This window comes from Johannesbaptistia floridana (assembly GCF_057440575.1).
In genome coordinates this window covers 1-3,455 of record NZ_JALKVM010000079.1, presented here as the reverse complement: position 1 = coordinate 3,455, position 3,455 = coordinate 1, and the positions used below count along the sequence as shown (strand labels likewise).

Genomic DNA, 3,455 nt, shown 5'->3' with positions numbered 1-3,455 from the left:
ACCGTGCTAACCTCGGATTTGAAGTAATGCACGAAAGAAACGCTCACAACTTCCCCTTAGACTTAGCTAGTGTAGAAACTGCACCTGCAATCAAAGGTTAAGTTGACTTGATTTAAAACATAATTCTAAGCGTCCCTTTTTAGGGGCGCTTTTTTATTTATGTCAAAAGGCAAAAGACAAGTGTGAGTAAAACCTCTTATCATAACTAATTAAATAGATTTACTTGTATATAGATAGAATTATGAGTTTAAAAGCATTCTTGTTTAATTTTAATGGTGTAATTGTCAACGATGAAGAAATCCGTCAAAAACTAATAGAAGATATCTTACTACAAGAAAACTTACGTTTTGATGTAGATGAATATCAAAAACTATGTATAGGAAAAAGCGATCGCGCTTGTCTTCATTGTTTACTATCTAACCGAGGAAGAATGGTTTCAGATGATTATATAAACAAGTTAGTGGAAAATAAAACCGAAGGATATAAAAAAGTATGCCAAGAAATAGAAGAATTCCCAATCTATCCTGGGTTAACTAACTTTCTTAACTTATTACAGGAAAAAAAGATAATTATCGCCGCAATCACCAGCGCTTTGCCTCAAGAAGCTGAGTTTATTTTAGAAAAATTAGAAATTAGTTCTTATTTTCAGCAGGTATTTTCTGAAGAAGTAATCAAAACCTCTAAACCAAATCCAAATATATATTTATATGCAGCGAAGTCTTTAGATTTACTCCCTCAAGAATGTTTAGCATTAGAAAATACCTTGATTGGGATTGAAGCAGCTAAAAAAGCGAGAATGCCTGTAGTGGGATTAGCTAATACCTACCCTCTGCATCTGTTGCAACGTCAAGCAAATTGGTCTGTAGACGATTTAGAGGAATTAGAATTAGAAAGAGTCGAACAGATATTTGAGGAAAATATGTTAGAATAAAGGTTTGATTGGGGAATTAGCTCAGTTGGTAGAGTGCTGCGATCGCACCGCAGAGGTCAGGGGTTCGACTCCCCTATTCTCCATAGAAGTATCACAAGAGCGCAAGGCTTGTACCACAAGGGCGCAAGCCTTGCATCACAAGGGCGCAAGCCTTGTATCACAAGGGCGCAAGCCTTGCATCACAAGGGCGCAAGACTTGTATCACAAGGGCGCAAGACTTGTATCACAAGGGCGCAAGGCTTGTATCACAAGGGCGCAAGGCTTGTATCACAAGGGCGCAAGGCTTGTATCACAAGGGCGCAAGCCTTGCGCCCCTACTATTTATATGAAATTGATTAAAAAATGCTTAAAATAGCTTTAAAAGTAATAGCGATTGCTAAAAAAACAATTAGCGGATTCTATATTTGTTGCCAGCGATGTTGTCACCATCCCCTGAATGATGTTGATTTACAGGATTCTGTATATTGTCTCCTAATTTTACATTAATATTTTTAGCTATTTTTAACACTGAATCTATTGTTTCTGATGTTCTTAATGGTAAACGAGAATTAAATAAAAAACATATTCAAAGATTAGCAAATTTTTTTAATCTATCTCCTGCTATTTTTTCCCTAGAAATAACAAAAACTTTGCCTAAAAGTTAAATTAGTCAGTTAAGTAATTTCTCAATGCAGACTCCTAAGTTGATTCCCAGTTAAATCAAGATGAGTGAGATTTTGTTGCCTTACTTCTTTAATTTTACGCTGAATCTATTCAGAAGTTGACATGATATTATACGCGCCTCGGGTTTACATACCCCAATTAAAAATGAGGTTCGTAGTTGGACTTTAGTCCGAAAGATTGTGAGGGAACAAATTACTTAAAATTCATTTTAAAAGAACCTAAAACCGCTAAACTCAGATCTTGCATCTTTACCTAATGTTACTGGTTGTGGTTGAGTAATGAGTAATGAGTAATGAGTAATGAGTAATAAGTTTTGAAGTTTTGAAGTAAGAAGTCTCGAAGTCTCGAAGTCTCGAAGTTTTGAAGTTTTGAAGTTTTGAAGTTTTGAAGTTTTGAAGTAAGAGAATTAATGCGATCGCGCTTAAAAATTGATTCTCCCTTGTCGGCCAATTTCTGTACTTTTGTTTTGGTGCAAGATATGAATAAACCTAACACCTGTATTTATTTTAACCTTGTTGTCACTCCGTCAGTGATAGGGCTTTAGCCCTACTACAAACTTATCTAAGTATTATTATTAACATTACCAGCTACGTTGTCACCGTTGCCAGAATGATTTTGATTAATACGATTATTCATATTATTTCCCTAATAAAGTGTGGTTAAATTAGTCAGGTGAGCTTTATTTTTAATTTTTGCTTTTTGCTCCTCTTTAGTCGATTTGGATTAATCGTCTTAAAAACTTAACAGATTGTTATTTTTTTCTTGGGAGATCGCATAGGTTAAACTCTTATCCTGTAAGGTCTCTGGATTAAGCGATCTCTTCGAGATCGAGAGCGAAGCGAGAGTGCGCTCTTTTTGTGAGAAATGCGGGATGTACCCCGTCAGCTATAATAAAGAGAAAACCACCATTAAAATAGTTTTTTATAAAATGTCAAAATATTTTCAAAAAGCTCAATTAACTGTATTGATATTAATTGCTATATTTTTATTTTTCATATCTTTTGAATTGTTGAAATTAGAAAAAGTAACTGCTTCAGCACCTCAACGAGTAGCTATTTGTCGCTCTGATGGAAGTGCTTGTGCAGATGTATTCTGTCTGGAACCAAACTCGTTTGGTAGGGGAGGGGGATGTTATTTAGGTAACTGGCCGGGTAGAACCTAAAATAGGGTTCTGTTGCCAAAATTTTTGGCTACGCTATATGTATTGTTAATTTTGATTAATTTTTCCAAAAAAAACGCTACCAATAGTGTTGCTTATTTTTTTGGCAACAGAACCTAGTACTTCAAATAAACATGTAATATAAATAAACAAAAGAGCGATCGCCACCAGCCACAGCCTTTAGATAATATAGCATTGCTCGTTATAGTGTTAACTATATTTACATAAACTTTTCCCCCCAAACCCCCCTTATTAAGCTATCCTTTATAAACATCTTTCTTAACATAAAACTTGACAAAAGCCGCTACTTGTGATTTAGTGCTTTTTGAGATTTTGTCTAAGAAATTAATGTATAGTAATATACATTTTATCCACAACTTAAGTAATTTTACTTAAAATTTCTCCCCCTCTCCCGGAGCTCCCCTGCTCCCCCTCTCCCGGAGCTATACAAGGATTTGGTGAGTTCCTTATAAAGCATAGTTATTAAGGGGGGCTTTTGATGATAACTGTAAACATCTATTTGCGAGCTTGCTATATATAGCAATTTTCTTTTTTACTGAGGTACAAAAACTTCAGTTTTGAGGCAGTTTTCTCAGATCTTGCATCTTTACCCAAAGTTACTGGTTGTGGTTGAGTTTTGAAGTAATAAGTAATGAGTAATGAGTTAAAGAATTGATGCTCAACGCTTAAAAATTGGTATAC

The 3,455-nt window shown here is 35.0% G+C and carries 2 protein-coding genes and 1 tRNA gene; all 3 read left to right on the top strand.

The features are described 5' to 3' along the window. The first annotated feature begins 241 nt into the window (after positions 1-241). The 3 genes from MW688_RS05835 (at position 242) to MW688_RS05825 (ending at position 2,756) form a co-directional block, all read left to right on the top strand. The gene (locus MW688_RS05835) at positions 242-931 is read left to right on the top strand and encodes an HAD family hydrolase (RefSeq protein ID WP_486734994.1); all 690 of its coding nucleotides are present in this window, start codon (positions 242-244) and stop codon (positions 929-931) included. 10 nt (positions 932-941) lie between these two features. Beyond that, positions 942-1,014: transfer RNA gene (locus MW688_RS05830), tRNA-Ala, on the top strand. Between the two features lie 1,508 nt (positions 1,015-2,522). Continuing rightward, positions 2,523-2,756 (top strand): hypothetical protein, encoded by a 234-nt coding sequence (locus MW688_RS05825; protein ID WP_486734993.1) that lies wholly within the window; start codon positions 2,523-2,525, stop codon positions 2,754-2,756. Positions 2,757-3,455: the final 699 nt, after the last annotated feature.

Excerpts from the sequence above, each read along its gene's own strand:
- MW688_RS05835 (WP_486734994.1), top strand. The coding sequence starts at position 242 with ATGAGTTTAAAAGCATTCTTGTTTAATTTTAATGGTGTAATTGTCAAC.
- MW688_RS05825 (WP_486734993.1), top strand. The coding sequence starts at position 2,523 with ATGTCAAAATATTTTCAAAAAGCTCAATTAACTGTATTGATATTAATT.